This window comes from Pyxidicoccus sp. M6 (genome assembly GCF_055568925.1).
This window is the reverse complement of record NZ_CM145714.1, coordinates 8,546,106-8,569,371: the sequence shown is the minus strand read 5'-3', so window position 1 is coordinate 8,569,371 and position 23,266 is coordinate 8,546,106. Positions and strand designations below refer to the sequence as shown.

Here is a 23,266-nt window from a genome sequence, read left to right as displayed (position 1 = left end):
ACTTCCCCGGTCCGGGCGGCGATTCGTGCTTCAGCGGAGGTGAGCGTGGTTACCGGCGCTGCGCCGCGACGGCGCCGTGCTTCTCCACGAACTCGGAGTAGGGGCCGTTGAAGTCCAGCACCTCCTGGCCCTGCTGGAGCGACCAGATGCGCGTGGCCACCTCGGAGATGAGCTCCTGGTCGTGCGTGACGACGATGACGGTGCCCTCGAACTTCTGGAGGCCTTCCGCCAGCGCGGCGATGGACTCTAGGTCCAGGTGGTTCGTCGGCTCGTCGAGCACCAGGACGTTGTCCTGGGTAATCATCAGCTTGGACAGGAGCACACGCACCGTCTCGCCACCGGAGAGGGTGTCCGTGTTCTTCATGCGCTCCTCACCGGAGAAGAGCATCCGGCCGAGCACGCCGGAAATCTCCTCGTTGGTGAGCTTCTCGCTGATGTCGCGCAGCCAGCCGAAGCAGGTGGTGCCCTTGCGGACGACGCCGTGGTGGTCCTGCGGCAGGTAGCCCACGGAGGCCTGGTGGCCCCAGGTAATCTTCCCGGCGTCCGGCTCCAGCTGGTTGGCAATCATGCGGACCAGCGTGGACTTGCCCACGCCGTTACGGCCGATGACGCAGACCTTCTCGCCCTTGCAGACCAGGGCGTTGAACGGCTTGATGACCTGCTGGCCGTCGAAGGACTTCTGGATGCCCTCAATCATCAGCGTCTGCTTGCCGCTGGCGACCTTCTGGTCGAAGCGGATGAACGGACGCGCGATGTTGGAGCGCTTGAGGTCGTCCGACTTCAGCTTCTCGATCTGCTTGATGCGGCTCTGCACCTGCGAGGCGCGCGTGCCGGCGCTGAAGCGGGCGACGAAGTCCTGGAGCTGGGCAATCTTCTTCTTCTTCTCGGCCGTCTCCGACTCCACGCGGCTACGCACCTGCGCCTTCTGGCGCACCATGTCGTCGTAGCCACCGGTGTACTGGATGATGGCCTCGTAATCGATGTCCGCGATGTGCGTGCAGATGGAGTTGAGGAAGTGCCGGTCGTGGCTGATGGTGATGAGCACGCCCTCGAACGCGTGGAGGAAGTTCTCCAGCCAGCGGATGGAGTCGATGTCGAGGTTGTTCGTGGGCTCGTCGAGCAGCAGCCCCTCGGGCTTGCCGAAGAGGGCCTGCGCGAGCAGCACGCGCAGCTTGAGGCCGCCAGTGAGCTGGCGCATGGGGCCCTCGTAGAAGGACTCCTCGATGCCGAGACCCGCGAGCAGGGTGGCCGCGTCGCTCTCCGCGGAGTAGCCGTCCTCCTCGGCGATGGTGCCCTCGAGCTCGCCCAGGCGGTTGCCGTCCTCCTCGGTGATGTCCGACTTGGCCAGCAGCGCGTTCTTCTCGGTCATGGCGGCCCACAGGGCCTTGTTGCCCATGACCACCACGTCGAGGACGCGGTCGTTCTCGTAGCGGAAGTGGTCCTGGCGGAGGATGCCCAGCTTGCGAGGCCGGACGATGCTGCCCATGTCCGCTTCCTCGTCCCCGGCGAGGATCTTCATGAACGTGGACTTACCGGCCCCGTTGGGCCCGGTCAGGCCGTAGCGGCGGCCCGGCGAGAAGGTGACGTTGACCTCCTCGAAGAGCTTCTTGGGCCCGTAGGCCTTGGAGACGTTGATGACGTTGAACATGGCGGCGGCGTTGTAGCGGAAATGGCGCGGTGGGCCAAAGAAGCAAGGTGTTTCGCGTCCCGGCCCGTTCGCGGTGACCCAATGTAACCGCCGGGAGGGGACGGAAAATGCCGCCTGGCGGTCGGGCGGCGTCCCGAAATCAATGGAGTGGCTGTGGGATGCCGGGGAGGTCACTTCGGTGCGGAGGGCCCGGGGGAGCGGGGTGGGAGCTCCTGGCGGGCCCCCTGGCAGGCAACGGGGCCTCCCAACCCCTGATTCCGAGGGGCGGAGGAGCGTCCGGAGCCCCGGTTCCGAGGGACGGAGGGGCAGGGAAGCAGGCAGGGCAGATGGATGCGGTGCCCGCCGGGAGTGACGGGTATAAGGGCCGTTCAATGGCCGTCCGCTTCGAGCTCGTTTCCACCGACCCCACCGGCGCCCGCGCGGGCATCCTGCACACCCGCCGGGGTTCCTTCCCTACACCGATGTTCATGCCGGTGGCCACGCACGCCGCCTTCCGGCACCTGGGCACCGAGGAGGTGAAGGAGACGGGGGCCAGCATCCTGCTGGCGAACACCTACCACCTGATGCTCCGCCCCGGCGCCGAGGTCTTCAAGCGCTTCGGAGGCATCCATCCCTTCATGCAGTGGGACGGCGGCATCCTCACCGACTCGGGCGGGTTCCAGATCTTCTCCCTGCCCGAGGACCGCCTCATCACCGAGAAGGGCGCGCACTTCCGCAGCTTCCACGACAACAGCCGGCAGCTGCTGAGCCCCGAGTCCAGCATCGCGATGCAGCAGGCCATCAACTCCGAAATCATGATGGTGCTGGACGTGTGCATCGACTCGCGCACGGACGAGGCCGGCACGCGCGAGGCCATGGAGCGCACCCACCGCTGGGCCGTGCGCAGCCTCAACGCCAAGGCGAAGCACGACACGGGGCAGGCGCTGTTCGGCATCGTCCAGGGCGGTGTGCACCCGAACCTGCGCGACGAGAGCGCGGACTTCCTGACGAAGCTGCCCTTCGACGGGTTCGCGATTGGCGGACTGGCGGTGGGCGAGACGAAGGCGGAGCGTGAGACCATGACGGCGCGCGCCACCGCGTCGCTGCCCGTGGACAAGCCGCGCTACCTGATGGGCGTGGGCACGCCGACGGACCTGATTGAGGCCGTGCTGCGCGGCGTGGACATGTTCGACTGCATCATCCCCACGAAGATGGCGCAGCAGGGCTACGCGTACACGTTCCAGGGGCTGGTGCGGATTACGCGCACCGTGTTCCGGCTGGACGACGCGCCGCTGGATGCGGAGTGCGACTGCTACGTGTGCAAGCGCTACACGCGCGGCTACCTCCAGCACCTGATGCGCGGCAAGCACCACCTGGGCTCGCGGATGCTGTCGGTGCACAACGTGCGGCACTACCAGAAGCTCATGGCGCGCATCCGCCAGGGCATCCTCAACGGCACCTACGATCAGGTGGCTCGCGAGCTGAAGGCCGCCATCGCCACGCCGAAGGACCTGAAGGAAGAGGCCAACGCGCGCGAGGTGACGCTGAAGGAGGTCGGGTGAGCGGCGAGGTGACGGCGCCCAATCCGCGCGACGGGGACTTCGAGGTCGTCACCCTGCGCAACGGCGCGCGCGCCGTGCGGCACCTGGGCCATGGCGAGGTGATGCACCCCTCGGTGGGTCCGTGGCAGGAGGCGCTGCGGCTCTACGTGGAGCAGCCGCGCCTGGCCGAGCGACTGCGCCAGCCGGGCCCGCCGCTCGTCATCCACGACGTGGGCCTGGGGGCCGCCACCAACGCGGTGGCCGCGCTCACCTGCGCGCGCTCGCTGGGCGCGGAGCAGCGGCGCACGCTGGAGGTGGTGAGCTTCGAGGTGGACCTGGCGCCGCTGCGGCTGGCGCTGGCGGACGCGGCGGGCTTCCCCTTTCTGCAGCCCTTCCGCGAGGCGGCTGAAGCGCTGATGCGCGATGGCGAGTGGGAAGGGGAGGGCGTGCGCTGGAAGCTGCTGCTCGGGGACGCGGTGCCGTTCCTCGACGGCGCGCTGCCGGTGGCGGACCTCGTGTACTTCGACCCGTTCTCGCCCGCGTCCAATCCAGACATGTGGACGGAGGGAGTGCTCACGCGCGTGCGCAGGCATTGTCGCGAGGACGGAGAGGGCACGCTGCTGCTCACGTACAGCGCGGCCACGCCGACGCGGGTGACGCTGCTGCTGGCGGGCTTCTTCGTGGGCGCTGGCGTGTCCACGGGCACCAAGGGCGAGACGACGGTGGGCGCCACCCGGCGTGAGTCGCTGGAGTTGCCGCTGGGTGCGCGCTGGCTGGAGCGGTGGAAGCGCTCGTCGTCGCGAGCGCCGCACGGCGCCGAGCTCACGCCCGAAGTCGAGGCACGCGTGCTCGCGCATCCGCAGTGGCGGTGAGGGGCGCGAGGGCGAGACACCGCACCGGGTCATCAGCCCAGGCTTCTTTCGTCCGGCCGTCCATGGACAACCCCGAGGAGATGTCGTCGTTGGCGGAGGCGCTGGAGAAGGCCGCGTTGAAGTTCGAGCAGGCGGGCAATCCCAAGGGGGCGAACATCGCCCGCACCGAGCTGCGACGACTGAAGGCCGTCCAGGCGTCGAGCGGCATGGGTCCGGCTCACCGCTGAGCGCTCAGCGCCGGCGCGGGCTGACGTCATCGCCCCCCGACGCGGCACGCCCATGGATGCAACGGCTGACGGCTCGCCCGCCCGCTCCACGGTGCATCTCCCGCGTTCCTTCAGCCGATGGCTCGCCTGCCCTCCAGGCCACGGCCCCGCTTGGCACCGCGCACGCGCGCCGCATCTCTAGAGGAGGAGGGCCGCATCAACCTGGCACCGGCCCCACGGAGAGACGCATGGGGATTTTCGCGTTCGTCATCATCGGGTGGGTCGTCGGTCTCATCTCCCGGGTCATCCTTCCGGGCGTGCGGCACATGGGCCTCGTCTCCATGCTCCTCGTCGGAATGGTGGGCAGCGTCGTTGGGGGCATGCTCGTGGGAAGCTTCAACGCGGGCACATCGCTGTTCGTCCTGCGCGCTCCCAACATCTTCGGCGCCGCGGTGGGAGCGCTGGCGGCCGTGCTCGCCATGCACGCCCTCAACCGCAAGCATGCTCATGCATGAGGCACGCGGCGGGTGGAGACACCCGGGAGCGTCTGGAGTATTCGGAAGGGGATGCGCGACGCTCTGGAACTGGATGATTGGGGCGGCACCGGCCCGGTGCTGCACCTGGCCCACGCCAATGGCTTTCCTCCGGGCAGCTACCGCAAGCTCATCGAGCTGCTGAAGACGCGCTACCGCGTCCTCACGCTGCGCAGCCGGTGTCTCGTACCAGGCTCGGACCCGGCGATGCTGCGGAGCTGGACGGAGCTGGCCGACGAGCTGGCCCACACGCTGCGCTCTCGCGGGCTGGAGAACGTGCTCGGCGTGGGACACAGCATGGGCGGCGTGGCCACGATGCTCGCCTCCGTGAAGTCACCGGGACTGTTCCGCGCCGTGGTGGCGCTGGACCCCGTGCTCGTCACCGGCAAGCGCCTGTGGACGCTCCGCGCGGCGGCGCTGCTGGGCATGCGGAGCCGGATTCCGCTGGCCCGGGGCGCGCGCAAGCGCCGCGAGACCTGGGCCTCGCGCGAGGAGGTGGCCGCCAGCTACCAGAAGAAGGGCCTCTTCCGCCGCTTCGACCCGGAGTCCTTCCAGGACTACCTCACCCACGGCCTCGTCGACATGCCCGGCGGCGGCGTGCGGCTGACCATCCCCGCGGCGTGGGAGGCGCGCATCTTCGAGACGATTCCCCTCGGCGTATGGTCCGCGCTGCGCTCGGTGACGGTGCCCACGCTGGTGATTCGCGGTGGCGACACGGCCACGCTCACCCCGGCGGCGCTGGAGCGCGTGCAACGCACCGTGCCCGGCGTGCACACGGAGGAGCTGCCGGGCACCACGCACCTGTTCCCGCTGGAGCAGCCAGAGGCGTGCGGACGGCGCGTCCTCGCGTTCCTCGACACGGTGGACGCACGGCCGCGTGCATCCGTAGCGTGACGCGCGTGAGCTCTTCATCCGAGTCGCTGCGCATCGAGGTTCCGGGGACGCATTCGCACGCCGTGGGTGGACGCACGCCGGGAACGGGGCCGCTGCTGGTGTACCTGCACGGGCTGGGTTGCGCGGGGAGCCGGGACTGGCCGCCGGTGGCCCGGAGCGCCGCGCTCGCGGGCCGGGCGAGTGTGTGGTTCGACCTGCTCGGCTTCGGCCAGAGCGAGCGTCCCCGAGACTACGGCTACGAGCTGCCGGAGCAGGCGCGCTGGGTGGCCACGTTCCTCGCGCGCGAGTCGCAACCCGTGGCCCTGGTGGGGCACAGCATGGGCGGCACGCTGGCACTCCTCGTCGCGGAGGAGCTGGTGCGCGCGGGCCGTCCGCCGGTGGCCCTGCTCGTCGCCGAGCCGAACCTGCGCGCGGAGGACGCCACCGGGAGCGCCGTGGCGGCGGCGACACCGGTGGATGCCTTCGTCGCGAAGTGGCCGCGGTGGGTGGAGTCGATGTCCTCGCCCATGTACCGCGAGAGCGTGCGGCTCGCGGACCCGGTGGCCTTCCACCGGAGTGCGACGTCGCTGGTGCGGGTGGGGCAGGGGCTGATTCCGCGCCTCGCCGCGCTGCCCGTGCCGGTGAAGGGCTACATCCTTGGAGCGCTCAGCGACGACGCGACGATGGAGACCGCGCGGCAGGTGGCCGAGGCGGGCATCCCCGTCGTCACCGTGGATGCGTCCGGACACGGCTTCTCGGAGGACAACCCCGAAGGACTGGGACGCGCCATCGCCAGCATCGTCAAACCAGGCAATGGGTGACGCTGGACGGAACGACTCGACGGAACACGTGCCGGAGTCGTGAGCCCGTCCCAGGGCCCGGAGTGGTAGCGCATGACACGCTCGCCTTCACCGGGCCCCGAAGAGGAACTGCTACGCCCGGGTCCGCGAGGCCCCAGAGCCGTCGCCCGTCGCGCTGAGGGCGGCCTCGACGGGTACCTCGGACCAGCGGATGTGGAACGAGGCGGAGGTGCCGTCGAACTCCTCGGGCACCGCGACGACGCGCCAGCCGCCGCACAGCTCCACCGCGCGGGCCAGCAGCCCCGAGGCGAAGGTGGGCAGGTCCGCCAGCACGTCATTCATCCTCAGCTCCACCATCGTCGGGCCGCGCTCGACGATGTCCACCTCACTGAAGTTGTTGCCGGCCCGGAACCCCATGGCCGCGCGAAGCAGCATGCGACGGGGTCCCGCCAGCCTCACCACGCCCAGCAGCGCCCGGCCGAAGAACGTCCCGAAGTAGGCGTCCATGAAGCGCTCGCCCAGCGAGTAATACGCCGCCTCCGCCGGGACGCCTCCATAGACGTGGCCCGCGGCGATACGGAGGAACTCCTTCCACTGCTCCAAGGTGTAGGTCCGCGCCAGCTTCTGCTCCAGGTCCAACCCCGCCCGGCGCAGGTGCTCACGGCACGCCGGGGTCAGTCGGTTCTCCAGAGCGCGCACGAAGAGCGCGTCGACCGTTTGAGAAAAAACAAGCTTCTCGGAAGAAGTCATAGAGGACCACCTATACAACGGCAGGGCCATGGGATGCTCTCCCACCCTTGAATCTGCGTTCAGTGTCCCTGTACAGCAGTGTCAGGCAGGTTGTGGCCGACGCACCCGCCGTGAAGACCTGGAGGGGAGGTCGCCCGTGACTCCGGCGGCGCGAGCCACCGCGCTTCGTAACCAGCGGTGGGCCGGGTCGCCATCGAACCGCTCGTGCCAGAACTGGAGGACGTCGAAGGAGCGCAGCGCGAGCGGTGGCGGGAGGACCCGCAGGGGCCAGCGCCCGCCCTCAGTGAAGGTCTCCACCAGACGACGCGGTGCGGTAAGGATGTGGTCCGAGCGCACCACCGACAGCGGCGCGGTGAGGAAGTACGGCAGCCGCAACGCAATGCGCCGCGAGCGCCCCATGGCCGCCAGCGCGGAGTCCACCGCCCCGGCCCCCTCTCCCCGGGGGCTGATGAGGACGTGCGGCAGGCGCAGGTACGTCTCCAAATCCAGGCCCTTGCGGATGGCGGGGTGGCCCTCGCGCACCACGCAGACGAATTCCTCGCGGAAGAGCTTCTGCTGCCGCAGCGACAGTGAGGAGTCGGGGAAGGCGGACACGCACAGGTCCACGTCGCCGCTCTCCAGGAGGGAGATGGCCTGGTCCGGGACGAGGTGCTTGACGACGAGGTCCACGTGCGGCGCCTCGGTGTTGAGCACCACCAGCAACTCCGGCAGCAGCGTGGCGGCGAAGTAGTCGCCCGTGGCCAGCGTGAAGCGGCGCCGGGCGGTTGCGGGGTCGAAGACGGGCTCGTTGCGCAGGGCGCGCTGCAGCTCCAGAAGTCCGCGGTGCAGGGGCGCGGCGAGCTGCTCCGCGCGAGGCGTGCGCACCATGCCGCCGCGTCCCCGGATGAGCAGCGTGTCTCCGAGCAGCTCGCGGAGCTGCCGCAGCGAGTGGCTCATGGCCGACTGGGTGACGCCCACCTTCGCCGCGGCCCGCGTGACGTTGGCCTCCGTCAGCAGCGCGTCCAGCGCCACCACGAGGTTGAGGTTGATGCCGGACAGGTCCGGCGGTGGCGGCTCGGGCGTCGCGGGGGCGGGCGCACGAGCGCGGCGGGCATGAACAGGGCTCATGTGCACATGAGTAACATGCAGTGGCCTCATGGCGGGAGCGGGAGCACGTTACGCCCATCTCGACGTTCCCGGAGGCACCCATGAGCATCGTCATCAACACCCCCAATGGGCAGATTGGCCGTCCCCTCTCGCTGCGCCTGCTGGAGGCGGGCCGCCAGCTCACCGTCATCAGCCGCACGGCGGACAAGGTGGCGGACCTGGTGAAGCGCGGTGCGAAGCTGGTGGAGGGCTCCACCGACGACGCCGCGGTGCTGGACCGCGCGCTCGCGGGTGCGGAGACGCTCTTCTGGCTGACGCCGCCGGCCTTCCGCCCGGACTTCATCACCTGGGCGGAGGAGACGGCGCGCATCGCCGCGAAGGCCGTGAAGAAGCACGGCGTGAAGCGCGTGGTGGTGCTGTCCAGCGTGGGCGCGCAAAATGGTCGCGGCACGGGCCCCGTGAGCGCGCTGCTGGCGGTGGAGGAGGCGTTCAAGGCCGTGTGCCCGGACGTCACGGTTCTGCGGCCCGGCTTCTTCATGGAGAACTTCCTGCGCGACGTCGGGACGCTGGCGAAGACGGGCTCGCTGTTCATGCCCATGCCGCGCACCAAGGCCATTCCCATGGTGGCGGTGGCGGACATCGCCGCGAAGTCGGCCGAGGTGCTGCTCGACGCGGGCTGGAAGGGGCACCGCTACGTGGGCATCCATGGCCCGGCGCACGTGACGTACGCGGAGCTGGAGCCCCTCTTCAGCGAGGCGCTCGGCCGCCCCATCCGCTACGTGCAGGTGACGATGGACGACGCGCGCAAGGGCATGGCTGGCGCGGGCCTTCCGGCGTGGATGGTGGACACGTTCGCGGAGATGTACGGCGCCATCATCGATGGCCGCATGGACCCCGCCGAGCCGCGCTCGCCGGAGACCACCACGCCCACGCCGCTGTCGAAGTGGGCCCGCGAGGTGCTCAAGCCCGCGGTGGAGAAGGCCTCCACGGCCGCCGCCTGACGCGCTTCACGCTTCTTCATATTTCCCTCACATGGGTTCATCCCGGCTCCGGCGCCTCGGTGCGAGGATGAACCATGTGAAGGGGAGGCGAGGCGCCTTCCCGGGAGTGACTCGGAATGGCGTCAGGGAAGGCGTTTCTCGGAAGCATGCTGGGGCGGTTCCTGTTCCGCGAGGCGAAGGTGGAGCAGGTGCGCGACGTCTCGCCGCACTTCCGGTGGATGGAGCTGGTGGGGCCGGGGCTGCGCGACGTGCACTGGAGCGCGGGGGACAAGGTACAGGTGTTCCTGCCGGGCCGGGGGATGCGGACGTACACGCCCCTGGCGTGGGACGCGGTGAGAGGGGCCACGCAGTTGCTCGTGTATCTCCACGGCAACAGCCCGGGCGCGGAGTGGGGCCGCAACGTCCGCGTGGGAGACCGCTGCCAGTTCATGGGACCGAGGGGCTCGATTTCGCTCGCAGCCCTTGAAGGACCGGTGGTGCTGTTCGGCGACGAGACGTCCTTCGCCGTGGCCCACACGCTGCGGAACCTGCGGGCTGGCGTGGGCGGCGTCGAGCAGGTGTTCGAGGTCTCCTCGCGCGCCGAGTCCGAAGGGGTGCTGAAGGAGCTCCACCTGTCGGGCAGCGCCGTCGTCGAGAAGACGCCCGACGAGGCGCACCTGCCCGCGGTGGCGGAGCGCCTGCGAGCCGCCCTTCAGCAGCGGCCGGGGGCGAACCTCGTCATGACGGGACGGGCGCAGGCCATCCAGGCGCTGCGCTCGCGGCTGCGGGCGGATGGCGTGGGCGCGACACAGAAGGTGAAGGCGTACTGGTCGGCGGGGAAGAGCGGGCTCGACTGATTCGCGCCAGGGCTGGTCCGCAGGTCCTCCACGCTGCGAAAGGAGCTTCACAGTGCCTCAGGAGCAACTCGTCGAGACGTTCGGCCAGGAGTGGAATGCGGCGTCTGTCGCCCTGCGGTCGGGGCAACGCGCGCTCGCGATGTTGCACCTCATTCATGCGCATCAACTGGGGCAGGGGACGACGCGCCTGCACGCGCTGAGTCACCTCGGCTTCATGCGTGTCGCCTTGCAGAGCCGGAAATTTCGAGCCGCCGGGCAGCAATTCATGCTCATGCTGGGCGCCCTCCTGTTCACCTGGACCTGGACCGAGTCGCCTGAATCAGGCCTCGGCTGATGGGTTGCGCTCCAGGGCGCGCCGAAGCCTGAGCACCGCCTGGGGCCCTCCTCGCAATGAACGTTGAGCGACGTCAGCGCACCGGGTGTGTCGTCCACTCCGTGCCGTCGACGGTGGACGCGAGCACGTGGCTTCCCGCCAGCCAGAGGCGGCCACCGCCTGAGGAGAGCCGGCCCACCGTCGCGTACTGGCCGATGGAGTCCTCAAGGGGAATGGCGCAGCGCTCGAAGCCGGACGGGCCGAGGCGATAGACGCGCTCCGAGTCCGCCACGTAGAGCGTGTCACCCCACCGCTCGGCGGAATGGATGGGCCCCACGCGCCCGACGACGCGGCAGCCGGGTCCCGTCCCGGCGATGACGTCGCCTTTCGCCGTGCCCGCGATGACCTCGCCGGAAGGGAAGCTGCGGAGGAACACCACCTCGCCGCTCAGGTACGCATGCACTTCGCGCCACCCGTCGTCTGAATGCATCCAGAGGTTCTTGCCTCCGGCATAGAGGACCCTCGTCCCGTCCTCGCCGAGGCAACCATCCAGCGCGAGCACGCGCCCGGGGACCTGCCCCAGCGAGCGAGCCCACGTCATGGCGCCTTCGCCGCGCACGAGCAGACCCACCTCGGAGGGCTGGTCGAGGTCGTACGAACGGCTCCCAGCGAGCACGACGTCCGCGCCGCTGAAACACGCGCGCATCTGGATGAGTCCGGCAGGCAGGCCCTGGTATTCGAAGCTCTTCCAGTGGCCTCCGTCGCGGATGGCCGCGAACCAGGCCGAACCGCCGTACGAGAGCAGCGCGCCGAGGTTCCCCGTGCCCAGGCGGCACAGGGTTTCGATGGTTCCCGCGCCCGGTAGCTCCTCCAGGGTCCACGCGCCGCCGGTACACACCGCCACGTGTTGGAACGCGTCCACCTCGAAGGAGACATCGTCGGGGTCGAAGTCGGAGTCGATGAGGGACCGGTACGCGTCCGCGTCGTGGGGCTCGCGCCACTCCTCGACGGGGCCGGGTCCGCCTCCGTGGTCGCCGTCCGGATGCGGATGGCTGACGACCAGTGCCAGGTTGCGCTCATCGATGAAGCAGCCGCTGTGCACGACGCCGCGGAATGCGTTCTCCAAGCAGGGCCTCGATGGTGATTCGGTCGAAGGTGTCGCTCTCGCAACCGCATCCTGGCACCGCACGGAGCCAGAGCCGACAGTTGTTTCATCGTTGAATCATGGGACACTCGTCCCCATGAGAGTCACCCTCGCTCTGGCACTGGGCGTGCTCGGGTTGGCAGCGGGCTGCGCTCCCGCGAGCCGCAACGCTCCTGCCCCAGGTTCGGCAAGCGCCGACGCGGACATCCGGACCGAAACGCTCACGCTGTTCGATGCGTCCCGGAGTCGCCCCATCCCCGTGGCCCTGTATCACCGCGACACTGTGGGCCAGCGCCCCAGGCTCGCCCTGCTCAGCCACGGCTATGGCGGTGCGAACACCGACTACTCCTTCATCGCGCGCAATCTGGTGGAGCACGGCTACTTCGTGGCCAGTATCCAGCACGGACGGCCCGGCGACCCGCCCATCGCCACCAGCGGCAACCTCCGTGAGGCCCGCCGTCCCAACTGGGAAGAGGGCGTGCGGAACATGCTCTACGTCAGGCAGGAACTGCGGCGCACCCACTCGGAGCTCGACGTGGAGCATCTGCTGCTCTTGGGGCACAGCAACGGCGGTGACATGGCCATGCTGTTCGCGCAGGAGTATCCGGCGCTCGTCGAGAAGGTCATCTCGCTCGACAACCGGCGCATGCCGCTGCCACGGACGCGGTCGCCGCGAGTCTTTTCCATCCGCTCCAGCGACCAGCCGGCGGATGAAGGCGTGTTGCCGGATGTGGCGGAGCAGGACGCCCTCGGCATGAGAATCGTCAAGCTGCCCGCCACCCGGCACGACGACATGTGGGACGGAGCGACCGAGGCGCAGAAGCGGGAGATGAACGGGGTCATCTCCGCGTTTCTTAAAGACTGAAGCACAGTGCTCAATCGGATGCACGCGGCATCTTGCTTGCCAATGTGATGCATCTCGGGTTCAGCGGTCAGCCGTTGCCCGCCGCCGCCTTCATTTCCTTCAGGAGTTGCGCCATCTTGGCAGAGGCATCCTTGCGCGCGGGCAGAACCAATTGGAGCTTTCGCAGGTTATCGCCATTCTCCTTTGCATTTGCACTGATCTTCTCGAAGCTGGATCTCAGCGATTTGGTCGTTTCTTCGAGTTGGGCGATAAACCCTTTGACCCTGCTGATATTCTCAGCATTGGGGCGGATTCCGGCAATGCCACCGTTGTCAACGTACCCCTTCAGGACGTTGGTGCCTGCGGTATATGCGACGACCCGCTTGGACGCAATTGACATGCACTCCGAAAGAGTATCCGCGAGTTGAGCCTCGTCGGAAATTCCCTCAGTGCTTTTGAGGCACTTGTCCTCCTCATCATTCAAGGCTTCGCCCTGCGAAGAGATAGATCTCGCCGCGGCTGCAAATGCTTGGTTTCTGGCGACCGCATTGGCAATCGAATCCACGCTCTTGTTCTTTTGAAGAATCTCCCAGACCGTACCTCCACTCACCGCGAGGGCGCCCACTGCTAAGGCGACCCCTTGCCCCCGGCTCATTGATTTGTCCCCATTGCCGAGAATGGAAATGCCGCTGACCAAGGTCGTGAGCCCACCCCCGCCTACCAGCAGGGACTTCAGCAATGGAGACTCCTCACCGGAAAACAGGTCCATATGCTTTATCATGTCTCCGAATATCTGGCGCTCAAGCGCAGCATTGCTTGAAATCGCCACGGCATCTTGCAGCGAGGTCTTGATGGCCTTCTTGTACCCTGCGGCGCTCTTCTCCCAATCTGACTCCGTGCCCGTTCGCCCTGCGAGGTAGCCATCGAGAGTCGTGATAATAACCTTCGTTTCAGCGTTCGCCGTTGCCCTTACCCCATTAAACCTGGGGGCCTGGAGCCTGATGATGGCATCTCGAGACAACTTGAAGAGCTCAAGACTCGCCACATCTGCCTGATCCTTTAGGTTCCTTATGTCTACTTGGTCTTTTATCTCCGAGATGATTTGTAGTGATTCGTCTGTGTTGTATCTGTCGAGGTCGCTGACCCTCTGCCCCAACTCGATCACCTGTTTGTAGGCAACATCGTGGGAGTCGACCTTTTGGGTGATGGAATTTACCTGGGTCCGCAGTTGTTCGATTGCACTAGCGGTGATTCTGAGTTCCTGTGCCAGTTGGGTCGTGTCCGCAGTTCCTGGAACACCTCCGTCAGTCTGAGCTCTTGCACTCAGCGCAAGCAATATTGGTAGGACTGCCAATGCGACTGAACTTTGCCTCATCTTGAGCCTCCCTCGATTGTGGGTTGCCACGTCAAATCACACGCCTGGGGCGGCAATCGGGCTGTCTGCGTATTGCGCCTTCATTGAACTCTCAATGGAGTCACCAAGCTCCATCGCCGACCAACAAATCGCCAAAGTCAATGGTTCAAGAGGTCGTTCATTATTGCAATGACGACCATGGTTGCCTTTGTGGGCCAAGTCGCTTGAGTCTCATAATGAACCCACAGACTGGTCTTCAGGGATGGGTGTTCGGCACCCCACGAGTCGACCAGAAGCGCCCGTGTGCGCGGGCTCGTCATTAGCGTTACCGCTCAGCAAACATTTGCGGCACAGCGGCTCTGCGCATCAACTCCGCCCCTGGTCCGCGCTGCCAGCCTCCGTCGTTACTTTGTCCTCATGGGTTCAATAGTTCTTCACGACAGCTATTGAATGTCTCCGCATGCAATTCATCCATCTCTGTAAGGCATGCGGTCTGTTTTCTGTGGATCGAACGAGCACTGGGCGGGCGCACTGCACTGATGGCTGTCACACGGAGGGCACGACAAAGTCGTTGCGCGCTGGCGGGCACCGTTTCGAGACGGTCCCATGAGATTGCGCAGGCGGCGCGCATCCGCATCATCGGCCCCAACTGCCTGGGCGTGATGCGGCCGACGAGCGGCTTCAACGCGACGTTCGCCGGCGCCATGGCCCGGCCGGGCAACGTTGCCTTCATCAGCCAGAGTGGCGCGCTGCTCACCGCCATCCTCGACTGGAGCCTGCGCGAGGCGGTGGGCTTCAGTGCCTTCGTCTCGGTGGGCTCCATGCTGGACGTGGGCTGGGGCGACCTCATCGACTACCTCGCCGATGACCCGATGACGCGGTCCATCCTGCTCTACATGGAGTCCATCGGCGACGCGCGCGCGTTCCTCTCCGCCGCGCGTGAGGTGGCGCTCACCAAGCCCATCATCGTCATCAAGGCCGGGCGCACCGCGCAGGCCGCGCAGGCCGCCGCGTCCCACACAGGCACGCTGACGGGCAGCGACGAGGTGCTCAGCGCGGCCTTCCGCCGCACCGGCGTGCTGCGCGTGGACTTCATCGCCGACCTCTTCTACATGGCCGAGACGCTGGCCCGGCAGCCGCGTCCCGCCGGGCGCAGGCTCACCATCCTCACCAACGCGGGTGGGCCTGGAGTGCTCGCCACGGATGCACTGGTCGCCGGAGGTGGGGAACTGGCCGCGCTGACGGAGGACACCCGCAAGGCGCTGGGTGGATTCCTGCCAGCCCAGTGGAGCCATGGCAACCCGGTGGACATCCTCGGAGACGCGGACCCGGAGCGGTACGCGAAGGCGCTTGAGGTGGCGGGGAAGGACCCGAACAGCGATGGCCTGCTCGTCATCCTGACTCCGCAGGACATGACCGAGCCCACGCAGACGGCGGACCGGCTCAAGCCCTACGCGAAGCTGCACGGCAAGCCGGTGCTGGCGAGCTGGATGGGTGGCTCGGAGGTGGCGGCGGGCGAGCGCATCCTCAACAACGCGGGCATTCCGACGTTCGGCTATCCGGACACGGCGGCGCGCATCTTCAATTACATGTGGCGGTACTCGTACAACCTCGCCGGCCTGTACGAGACGCCGACGCTCGCGGAGGAGCACGCCCTGGGCATGAGAATCACCAAGCTGCCCGCCACCCGGCATGACGACATGTGGGACGGGGCACCCGCGGCACAGAAGCAGGAGATGACCGGGTTCATCTCCGCGAGCACGTAGGATTGAAGTCGGCGTACCGCAGAGGCCTCAGAGGCCTCTCTGCGGTACGGACCCGCGCCCTCAGTAATCCGTCGTGCCGGTGCTGTTGTCGGGCCGCAGGAACTGGTTCGCGTAGGGGCCGTCCGCCCAGCGATTGTTCGACCAGGCGTTCCCGCCGGTCTTGTAGTTCGCCGTCCCGGAGCCTCTGTAGACGGCCGGCGTGTAGTCCGGGTCGTCGTAGTCAGAGCTCCACGCCCAGCGGTTTCCGGTCACGACCATGTTCGTGGTCGCCACGCCCATGGGCGCGTGCAGAGCGATTCCCCCGCCCGTCCCAATCACGAAGTAATTGTCCTGCACGGTGACGTGGTCGTAGCCGGCGAACCCGCCCTGCGAGCCGTCGGAATACATGGCAATCAACCCGGACTGCGTGCTGTTCCAGACGCCCGTCCACTGCAGGCGATTGCGAGAGAAGTTCAAGTACGACTGCCCGCCCCAGGTCTGGATGCCATCCACATGGTCGCCGGAGGCACCGGGCGCCACGGCAATCCACGACTCGGTGATGGTGACGTTGTTGGAGTAGACGTTCTCCAACCCGCTGTTCGGGAAGTAGCAGCGGTGGCAGATCGTCTTCGCCGGTTGCCTGCCGTCTTTCGCCCCCGCCGCGTTGAACGAGCTGAGCTGGCTGTACAGCGCCGCGGCGCCACCTCCATTTCCAGTCGGGTGGTTGAGGAGGAGGCTGCCCTTGGAGCCTCGCAGCACCAGCCATCCGGAGTTGACGGTGATGAGCGAGGTGACGTTCGCGCCCTGGAGGACGACGGTGCCCTGCGGGAAGGCGAAGCCGTCGATGGTCTCGCCCCCGGTGCCAACGGTGCGTGCGAGAGCCCCCCAGCCGCTCAGCGCGGTCCCGGTGAAGGTCCCTCCGGAGACGTTCGTGAAGGAGGAGATGTTAATCCCCGCCGGCCCGACGTCCGAGGTGGTGAGCTGTGAGCCATGGAGGATGGTGATGGCTTCGCCACCGGCACAGGGGCGCTCACCTTCACACCCAGCGCCATCCGGGACGTTGCCATCGCTGCCCGGCGCCTCTGGCGAGGAGGGTTCACCCGAGCATCCCAAGATGACACAAGCCACCAACAGACTCGCGAGCGGTGCTGAAGCTGAGCGCATGCAGTTCCCTCTGGGACGTTGAAGTAGATCGCGTTGCATCTACAGTTGAGTAGGGCACGGCCTTGCGGGAGACAAGCCAAAACACGCATTTCAGCGCTTCTGCGACGACTCGCACCGGCGCCGGCTGCATGCGGGCTGCTCACCGGCCACGACAGTCGCTCTGACGGCTGTCGCACGGAGGCTACGACAAAGGCATTGCGCGCGGGCGGGCGCCGTTTCAAGACAGGCCCATGGACTCGCGCGCTCCCGGTTCCCAGAAGACGGACCCGTCCCACAACGTGCTCCACCAGCAGCCCACGCGGCTGCCGCTGGATGTCCTCTTCGCGCCGCGCAGCGTGGCGGTGGTGGGGGCCAGTGAGCGCCCCGGCAGCGTGGGGCGCACCGTCCTCTGGAACCTCATCAGCAACCCGTTCGGCGGCACCGTCTACCCCGTCAACCCGCAGCGGCCCAACGTGCTGGGCATCAAGGCGTGGCCGTCCCTGCGCGCGCTGCCGGAGCCGGTGGACCTGGCCGTCATCGTCACGCCCGCCGCCTCGGTGCCCGGCGTCATGCGCGAGTGCGCGGAGCTGGGCGTCCGCGGCGCCATCATCATCTCCGCCGGCTTCAAGGAGACGGGGCCAGAGGGCGTGCGCCTGGAGCGCGAAATCCTCGAGATTGCGCAGGCGGCGCGCATCCGCATCATCGGCCCCAACTGCCTGGGCGTGATGCGGCCGACGAGCGGCTTCAACGCGACGTTCGCCGGCGCCATGGCCCGGCCGGGCAACGTTGCCTTCATCAGCCAGAGTGGCGCGCTGCTCACCGCCATCCTCGACTGGAGCCTGCGCGAGGCGGTGGGCTTCAGCGCCTTCGTCTCGGTGGGCTCCATGCTGGACGTGGGCTGGGGCGACCTCATCGATTATCTCGCCGATGACCCGATGACGCGGTCCATCCTGCTCTACATGGAGTCCATCGGCGACGCGCGCGCGTTCCTCTCCGCGGCGCGTGAGGTGGCGCTCACCAAGCCCATCATCGTCATCAAGGCCGGGCGCACCGCGCAGGCCGCGCAGGCCGCCGCGTCCCACACAGGCACGCTGACGGGCAGCGACGAGGTGCTCAGCGCCGCCTTCCGCCGCACCGGCGTGCTGCGCGTGGACTCCATCGCCGACCTCTTCTACATGGCCGAGACGCTGGCCCGGCAGCCGCGTCCCGCCGGGCGCAGGCTCACCATCCTCACCAACGCGGGTGGGCCTGGAGTGCTCGCCACGGATGCACTGGTCGCCGGAGGCGGGGAACTGGCCGCGCTGACGGAGGACACCCGCAAGGCGCTGGGTGGATTTCTCCCTCCGCAGTGGAGCCATGCGAACCCGGTGGACATCCTCGGAGACGCGGACCCGGAGCGGTACGCGAAGGCGCTCGAGGTGGCGGGGAAGGACCCGAACAGCGATGGCCTGCTCGTCATCCTGACTCCGCAAGACATGACCGAGCCCACGCAGACGGCGGACCGGCTCAAGCCCTACGCGAAGCTGCACGGCAAGCCGGTGCTGGCGAGCTGGATGGGTGGCTCGGAGGTGGCGGCGGGCGAGCGCATCCTCAACGACGCGGGCATTCCGACGTTCGGCTATCCGGACACGGCGGCGCGCATCTTCAATTACATGTGGCGGTACTCGTACAACCTCGCCGGCCTGTACGAGACGCCGACGTTGGCGGAGGAGCACGCCGCCGCCCGTAACGAGGCGCGCCGGCAGATTGACGAGGCCCGCGCGGCCGGACGCACGCTGTTGACGGAGTACGAGTCCAAGAAGCTCCTGGCCGCGTACGGCATCCCCACGGTGGAGACGCGCCTCGCGCTCACGGAGGACGCGGCGGTGGCCGAGGCCTCGGCGCTGGGCTACCCGGTGGTGGTGAAGCTGCACTCGCGGGCGGTGACGCACAAGACGGACGTGGGCGGTGTGCGGCTGAACCTGCCGGACGCGGACGCGGTGCGCGCGGCCTTCCGTGGCATCCATGAGCGACTGCGGGAGCTGGGACAGGCGGAGTCGTTCGAGGGTGTGACGGTGCAGCCGATGGTGAAGCTGGACGGGTACGAGCTCATCGTCGGCAGCGGGCAGGACGCACAGTTCGGCCCGGTGCTGCTGTTCGGCGCGGGCGGCATCCTGGTGGAGGTGTTCAAGGACCGCTCGCTGGGGCTGCCGCCGCTCAACACCACGCTGGCGCGGCGGATGATGGAGCAGACGCGCATCTATCAAGCGCTGCGCGGCGTGCGTGGGCGGCCCCCGGTAGACCTGGGCGCGCTGGAGCAGTTGATGGTGCGCTTCAGCCGGCTGGTGGTGGAGCAGCGGTTCGTGAAGGAGATCGACATCAATCCGCTGCTGGCCTCACCGGAGCGACTGCTGGCGCTGGACGCGCGCGTGGTGCTGCATGCGCCGGAGGTGACGGAGGCGGAGCTCCCGAAGCTGGCGATTGAACCGTACCCACAGCAGTACGTGGCGCCCTTCCGGATGGCGAGCGGCGAGGAGGTGCTCCTGCGTCCCATCCGTCCGGAAGACGAGCCGCGAATGGAGGAGTTCCACCGGACGCTGTCCGAGCACACGGTGTTCCTGCGCTACGCGGGACTGCTGCACGTGAACACGCGCGTGGCGCACGAGCGACTGGCGCGAATCTGCTTCAACGACTATGCGCGCGAGCTCGCGCTGGTGGCGGAGCGGAAGGACGGCTCGCTGCTCGGAGTGGGGCGGCTGACACGGCTGCGAGGGACGCAGGACGCGGAGTTCGCCATCCTCATCAGCGACCTGGCGCAGAAGCAGGGACTGGGCTCGGAGCTGCTGCGCCGGCTGGTGGAGATTGGACGCGACTGGAAGATGCAGCGAATCGTCGCGGACATCCTCTCCGGGAACCGGGCCATGCAGACCATCAGCCGGAAGCTGGGCTTCGCCATCCTCCCGCACGAGGAGCTGGCTCCGGACATGGTGAAGGCGGTGAAGGTGCTCTGAGCCTGAGGATGCGCGGTGGCAGGCAGGCTACTCTGATGGAGGCCTGCATTCGGTTGTTGCGCTGGAGCTGCATGATGAAGAATGGAAAGACCGCTGGCGTGCAGCACTCTCCCGAATCCATCGATGAGTCGACGGAAAGGAGCCTGTTCATCGGGGCCATCGAAGAGGGGCTCGGCGATGCAAGGGCAGGGCGGGTGCACCGGCATGCCGACGTGGTGGCGGAGATGAAGAAGCGCTACCTGCGGCCGTCGAGAATTCGCTCGAAGTAAAGCGTCGGACGCAGGGCTAGTGAGAGAGCGTGCGGCCGAGCGTCTCCCAGGAACGGCTGCCTGCCTGGATTGGGCGCACCCGGGGCCACGCTACGTATCCCCGGGTGCCTGCCTGCCACTACGGCGTGGCGGGCGGGGCGCCGAAGACGGTGTTCTGCAACGTCGCCGCTTCCTGGAGGTGCTGCTGCACCGTCAGCCGCTGCGCCTGGAGCTCCTGGACGAGCGCCGTGTTCCCCGCCTGCGGCGCGAGCAATGCGTCCGCCTTCAGGGCCGTGCTGGCGTGCGCCGCCACCTGCGCGTCCATCGCCACCAGGTCGAAGCTCGGGTCGCCACCACCGCCCACAACCAGTGCCTCGCCACCCGCATGCCACGCCTCCTTCGGCGAAATGCCGGAGGGTGGAGACGCGCCATGGGCGCCTGCCACTGTCATACGAGGTAGGGCGAGTGTGGCCGCGAGGACGTGTTTCGCAACGCCATTGCGAAAGCAGGCGAGGGTGTCACGGCGGCCGGTAAGGACAGGCCGGGAGGAGTGAGGGAAAGGAAGCACCCATCCCGGCCTGAGGCATGTCAGCGACCCGGCACGAGGCGACATGGACTTCCGTGCCCGGGTCGCACCAACTCTGGCTCTTCCGCCCGCGCGCGCCCATTGGACCCGGGTCCATCCGGCGCGAGGCTCGGGAACGGCCCCCGGGCGGGCGGGACACCGTTCTCCTTCACGCACCGTACGCCAGCAGGCGATTTTTCCCGGTGAGGGGAGGCGCCCGCCGCCTAGAGTCCTGCGTGTGATGGCTACCTCTGAAACCCAAGCCCCGCTCGCCGCCTTGCTGCCCAAGCCGGGCGAGCCCCCTCTAGACGCGGATGAAATCCTCAACCGCTTCGTCGGCTTCGTGTCGACGAACGGGCTGAGCCTCTACCCGGCCCAGGAGGAGGCCATCCTCGAGCTGCTGGCGGGCAAGCACCTGTTCCTGAAGACGCCCACGGGCTCCGGCAAGTCGCTGGTCGCCACCGCGCTCCACTTCAAGGCCATGTGCGAGGGCAAGGTCTCCTACTACACGTGTCCCATCAAGGCGCTCGTCAACGAGAAGTTCTTCGCGCTCTGCGACGCCTTCGGCGCGGAGAACGTGGGCATGCTCACCGGCGACGCGAGCATCAACCGCAACGCGAAGATCATCGTCTGCACGGCGGAGATCCTCGCCAACCTGGCCCTGCGTGACGCGGGCGCCCGCGTGGACTACGTCGTCATGGACGAGTTCCACTACTACTCCGACAAGGAGCGCGGCGTGGCGTGGCAGCTACCGCTGATTGCCCTGCCGGACACGACGTTCCTCCTCATGTCCGCCACGCTGGGCCCCACGCACATCATCGAGGAGAGCCTCCAGAAGCTCACCAACCGCGAGGTCGCCACCGTGCGCAGCGACCAGCGCCCGGTGCCGCTGGACTTCGACTACAGCGAGAGGGCGCTGCACGAGACGATCGAAGACCTCATCGCGCGTGGGAAGTACCCCATCTACCTCGTCAACTTCACCCAGCGCGCCGCCGCCGAGCAGGCGCAGAACCTCATGAGCGTGGACTTCTCCACCAAGGAGGAGAAGGAGGCCATCCGGCTCGCGCTGCTGGAGGCGCCCTTCGACACGCCCTACGGCAAGGAGTTCCAGCGCTTCCTGCGCCACGGCATCGGCATGCACCACGCGGGCCTGCTGCCCAAGTACCGGCTCCTCGTGGAGAAGCTGGCGCAGGGCGGGCACCTCAAGGTCATCAGTGGCACGGACACGCTGGGCGTGGGCGTCAACATCCCCATCCGCACGGTGCTCTTCACGCAGCTCTTCAAGTTCAACGGCGAGAAGCTGGCCACGCTGAGCGTGCGCGACTTCAAGCAGATTGCCGGCCGCGCGGGCCGCAAGGGCTTCGACACGCAGGGCAGCGTGGTGGCGCAGGCCCCCGATTACGTCGTCGAGAACATCAAGCAGGCGGCGAAGGAGGCCGCGGGCAAGAAGAAGGCGCCCAAGGCCAAGCCTCCGCAGAAGGGCTTCGTCCAGTACGACCGCAACACCTTCGAACGGCTCCAGAACGGCATGCCCGAGCCGCTGGAGTCTCGCTTCGCCGTGTCGCACGGGATGATTCTCAACCTCCTCCAGAGCGACCACGAGACGGAGGCGCGGGGCGGCTACCGGCGGCTGGTGCACCTCATCCAGCGCTGCCATGACTCGGACTTCCTCAAGAAGCGGCACCTGAAGGAGGCCGCGCGCGACTTCCGCACGCTGGTGGGCGCGGGCATCGTCGAGGTGGTGCGCGGGCAGAATGGCTCCGGCGCCCGGGTGAAGGTGGCCGGCGAGCTGCAGCACGACTTCAGCCTCAACCAGACCCTGTCGCTGTACCTGCTGGAGACGCTGGAGCTGCTGGACCCCACCACGGAGACGTACGCGCTCGACGTGGTGACGCTGGTGGAGTCGATTCTCGAGAACCCGGACGTGGTGCTCTACGCGCAGCTCAACCAGCTCAAGGGCGAGAAGGTCAACGAGCTGAAGGCGCAGGGTGTGGAGTACGACGACCGGATGGAGGAGCTGGAGAAGCTGGAGTGGCCCAAGCCGAACCGCGACTTCATCTACGGGACGTTCAACAAGTTCGCGCAGAAGCACCCGTGGGTGGGCGAGGAGAACATCCGCCCGAAGTCCGTGGTGCGGGACATGTTCGAGCGCTTCATGTCCTTCCACGACTACGTGCGCGAGTACGGCCTGCAGCGCAGCGAGGGCGTGCTGCTGCGCTACGTGAATGACTGCTACAAGACGCTGGTGCAGACGGTGCCCGAGCGCTTCCGCAACGAGGAGGTGGAGGACTTCGCCGACCACCTGCGCGCCACGCTGCGGCAGGTGGACTCCAGCCTCCTGGACGAGTGGGAGCGGATGAAGAACCCGGAGGCCGCCATCACCGCGAAGCCGGTGGTGGAGCTCAAGCCGAAGGAGCTCACCGACGACCCCAAGGCCTTCGCCGCCCGCGTGCGCGAGGAGATGCACCGGTTGCTCCGCGCGCTGGGACAGAAGCGCTACATGGACGCGCTGGCCATGCTGGACAACCCGCTGGGCGAGTGGACCGCGCCCAAGCTGGAGCAGGCCATGGCGCCGTACTTCGAGGAGAACAAGCTGGTGGTGCTCACGCCCCAGGCGCGCAGGCCGGCCAACAGCTTCATCAAGGAGTCGGGCACGCGGCTGTGGGAGGCCCAGCAGCGCATCATGGACCCGGAAGGCCACGGGGACTGGATGCTGGACTGCGAGATCGACCTGCGCGACCGGAAGATCGACGACGGGCCCATCCTGATTCTGCGGCGCATCGGGACGTAGAGGC

General features: G+C 67.7%; 21 protein-coding genes. 14 read left to right on the top strand and 7 right to left on the bottom strand.

All coding sequences use genetic code 11. From position 1 onward, the window contains the following. Positions 1–49 precede the first annotated feature (49 nt). The gene (locus tag ACVTJA_RS33555) at positions 50–1,648 is read right to left on the bottom strand and encodes an ABC-F family ATP-binding cassette domain-containing protein (RefSeq protein WP_465825656.1); all 1,599 of its coding nucleotides are present in this window, start codon (positions 1,646–1,648) and stop codon (positions 50–52) included. Positions 1,649–2,019: 371 nt separating this feature from the next. Here ACVTJA_RS33555 and tgt point away from each other — a divergent pair, with 371 nt between their 5' ends. The 6 genes from tgt (at position 2,020) to ACVTJA_RS33525 (ending at position 6,473) form a co-directional block, all read left to right on the top strand. Further along, positions 2,020–3,189 carry a tRNA guanosine(34) transglycosylase Tgt gene (gene tgt / locus ACVTJA_RS33550; RefSeq protein WP_465825655.1) on the top strand — a complete coding sequence of 390 codons (1,170 nt, stop codon included), beginning with the start codon at positions 2,020–2,022 and terminating at the stop codon, positions 3,187–3,189. Between the two features lie 8 nt (positions 3,190–3,197). After that, positions 3,198–4,040 (top strand): tRNA (5-methylaminomethyl-2-thiouridine)(34)-methyltransferase MnmD, encoded by an 843-nt coding sequence (locus ACVTJA_RS33545; protein ID WP_465840569.1) that lies wholly within the window; start codon positions 3,198–3,200, stop codon positions 4,038–4,040. Between the two features lie 62 nt (positions 4,041–4,102). Then, positions 4,103–4,267 (top strand): hypothetical protein, encoded by a 165-nt coding sequence (locus tag ACVTJA_RS33540; protein WP_465825654.1) that lies wholly within the window; start codon positions 4,103–4,105, stop codon positions 4,265–4,267. A gap of 227 nt (positions 4,268–4,494) precedes the next feature. Further along, positions 4,495–4,761, top strand: a complete 267-nt coding sequence (locus ACVTJA_RS33535; RefSeq protein WP_465825653.1) for a GlsB/YeaQ/YmgE family stress response membrane protein — start codon at positions 4,495–4,497, stop codon at positions 4,759–4,761. Positions 4,762–4,812: 51 nt separating this feature from the next. Beyond that, on the top strand, positions 4,813–5,673 hold the full coding sequence (locus tag ACVTJA_RS33530; protein ID WP_465825652.1) for an alpha/beta fold hydrolase: 861 nt from the start codon (positions 4,813–4,815) through the stop codon (positions 5,671–5,673). Between the two features lie 5 nt (positions 5,674–5,678). Further along, positions 5,679–6,473 (top strand): alpha/beta fold hydrolase, encoded by a 795-nt coding sequence (locus ACVTJA_RS33525; protein WP_465825651.1) that lies wholly within the window; start codon positions 5,679–5,681, stop codon positions 6,471–6,473. A gap of 111 nt (positions 6,474–6,584) precedes the next feature. On the opposite strand, the gene ACVTJA_RS33520 is transcribed toward ACVTJA_RS33525, so the two are convergent. Continuing rightward, positions 6,585–7,202, bottom strand: coding sequence for a DUF2378 family protein (locus ACVTJA_RS33520; protein WP_465825650.1), 618 nt, complete (start codon positions 7,200–7,202; stop codon positions 6,585–6,587). Between the two features lie 81 nt (positions 7,203–7,283). Then, the gene (locus ACVTJA_RS33515) at positions 7,284–8,309 is read right to left on the bottom strand and encodes a LysR family transcriptional regulator (RefSeq protein ID WP_465825649.1); all 1,026 of its coding nucleotides are present in this window, start codon (positions 8,307–8,309) and stop codon (positions 7,284–7,286) included. An 80-nt stretch (positions 8,310–8,389) separates the two neighbouring features. On the opposite strand from ACVTJA_RS33515, the gene ACVTJA_RS33510 reads away from it, so the two are divergent. From ACVTJA_RS33510 to ACVTJA_RS33500, 3 genes are all read left to right on the top strand, one after another. After that, positions 8,390–9,289, top strand: a complete 900-nt coding sequence (locus ACVTJA_RS33510; RefSeq protein ID WP_465825648.1) for an NmrA family NAD(P)-binding protein — start codon at positions 8,390–8,392, stop codon at positions 9,287–9,289. Positions 9,290–9,405: 116 nt separating this feature from the next. Next, a complete protein-coding gene (locus tag ACVTJA_RS33505) occupies positions 9,406–10,125 on the top strand; it encodes a siderophore-interacting protein (RefSeq protein WP_465825647.1) in 720 nt (239 codons plus the stop codon). Between the two features lie 52 nt (positions 10,126–10,177). Next, positions 10,178–10,459: a DUF3703 domain-containing protein gene (locus ACVTJA_RS33500; RefSeq protein ID WP_465825646.1), complete on the top strand. Its 282-nt coding sequence runs from the start codon at positions 10,178–10,180 to the stop codon at positions 10,457–10,459. 73 nt (positions 10,460–10,532) lie between these two features. Here ACVTJA_RS33500 and ACVTJA_RS33495 read toward each other — a convergent pair whose 3' ends face one another. Continuing rightward, positions 10,533–11,564 carry a hypothetical protein gene (locus ACVTJA_RS33495; RefSeq protein ID WP_465825645.1) on the bottom strand — a complete coding sequence of 344 codons (1,032 nt, stop codon included), beginning with the start codon at positions 11,562–11,564 and terminating at the stop codon, positions 10,533–10,535. 115 nt (positions 11,565–11,679) lie between these two features. On the opposite strand from ACVTJA_RS33495, the gene ACVTJA_RS33490 reads away from it, so the two are divergent. Next, a complete protein-coding gene (locus ACVTJA_RS33490) occupies positions 11,680–12,447 on the top strand; it encodes a serine aminopeptidase domain-containing protein (RefSeq protein ID WP_465825644.1) in 768 nt (255 codons plus the stop codon). Between the two features lie 67 nt (positions 12,448–12,514). Here ACVTJA_RS33490 and ACVTJA_RS33485 read toward each other — a convergent pair whose 3' ends face one another. Then, entirely contained in the window at positions 12,515–13,801 is a 1,287-nt protein-coding gene (locus ACVTJA_RS33485) for a hypothetical protein (RefSeq protein ID WP_465825643.1), read from the bottom strand. A 518-nt stretch (positions 13,802–14,319) separates the two neighbouring features. On the opposite strand from ACVTJA_RS33485, the gene ACVTJA_RS33480 reads away from it, so the two are divergent. Further along, positions 14,320–15,546 carry an acetate--CoA ligase family protein gene (locus ACVTJA_RS33480; RefSeq protein ID WP_465825642.1) on the top strand — a complete coding sequence of 409 codons (1,227 nt, stop codon included), beginning with the start codon at positions 14,320–14,322 and terminating at the stop codon, positions 15,544–15,546. Positions 15,547–15,606: 60 nt separating this feature from the next. Here the strand turns inward: ACVTJA_RS33480 and ACVTJA_RS33475 are convergent, their stop codons facing one another. Beyond that, positions 15,607–16,689: a hypothetical protein gene (locus ACVTJA_RS33475; protein ID WP_465825641.1), complete on the bottom strand. Its 1,083-nt coding sequence runs from the start codon at positions 16,687–16,689 to the stop codon at positions 15,607–15,609. A 230-nt stretch (positions 16,690–16,919) separates the two neighbouring features. Between ACVTJA_RS33475 and ACVTJA_RS33470 the strand changes: the two genes are divergently transcribed. Both ACVTJA_RS33470 and ACVTJA_RS33465 read left to right on the top strand, forming a co-directional pair. Beyond that, positions 16,920–19,658: a bifunctional acetate--CoA ligase family protein/GNAT family N-acetyltransferase gene (locus tag ACVTJA_RS33470; protein WP_465825640.1), complete on the top strand. Its 2,739-nt coding sequence runs from the start codon at positions 16,920–16,922 to the stop codon at positions 19,656–19,658. 71 nt (positions 19,659–19,729) lie between these two features. Then, entirely contained in the window at positions 19,730–19,927 is a 198-nt protein-coding gene (locus ACVTJA_RS33465) for a hypothetical protein (protein WP_465825639.1), read from the top strand. Positions 19,928–20,045: 118 nt separating this feature from the next. Here ACVTJA_RS33465 and ACVTJA_RS33460 read toward each other — a convergent pair whose 3' ends face one another. Continuing rightward, positions 20,046–20,357 carry a hypothetical protein gene (locus ACVTJA_RS33460; RefSeq protein WP_465825638.1) on the bottom strand — a complete coding sequence of 104 codons (312 nt, stop codon included), beginning with the start codon at positions 20,355–20,357 and terminating at the stop codon, positions 20,046–20,048. Between the two features lie 355 nt (positions 20,358–20,712). On the opposite strand from ACVTJA_RS33460, the gene ACVTJA_RS33455 reads away from it, so the two are divergent. Next, positions 20,713–23,262 (top strand): DEAD/DEAH box helicase, encoded by a 2,550-nt coding sequence (locus ACVTJA_RS33455; RefSeq protein ID WP_465825637.1) that lies wholly within the window; start codon positions 20,713–20,715, stop codon positions 23,260–23,262. The last annotated feature ends 4 nt before the right edge of the window (positions 23,263–23,266 follow it).